Origin of the sequence: Streptomyces hilarionis (genome assembly GCF_024539675.1) — a bacterium.
GTDB classification, from domain to species: Bacteria; Actinomycetota; Actinomycetes; order Streptomycetales; family Streptomycetaceae; genus Streptomyces; species Streptomyces hilarionis.
The window spans coordinates 1-296 of record NZ_JAHHIT010000649.1 but is presented as its reverse complement, the minus strand read 5'-3'; the positions used below and the strand labels follow the sequence as shown (position 1 = coordinate 296).

Below are 296 nucleotides of genomic sequence, written 5' to 3'. Positions count from 1 at the left end.
GCGTAGTGATCAGGCGTCGATATCGTCCACGGGGGGCTGAGGCTCTTCCAGAGATAAGGGCACCTCTACAGGTTGCATCGGTACAACGGGCGCATCGGGCACCAGGATGTGCAACGTGATCATGTGCTTCAGGTCGTACGGCTTGTCGTCCCTGGTCACCGTCACCGTCAGCACGCCTTCCTCGAATTGAATGTCCACGTCTGCCCGGCTGTCGATCTGGTTTACCGTGTAGCCCCATCCATCATCGGCCGGTGGGAACGGCACCATGCCCAGGCACCCGGTGATGTGATAAACAC

At 59.5% G+C, this 296-nt stretch carries 1 protein-coding gene; it reads right to left on the bottom strand.

Translation table 11 applies throughout. The features are described 5' to 3' along the window. Nucleotides 1-9: 9 nt before the first annotated feature. Nucleotides 10-296 (bottom strand): hypothetical protein (locus KMS84_RS39870; RefSeq protein ID WP_256921544.1); only part of this gene is annotated, 287 nt, incomplete at its 5' end.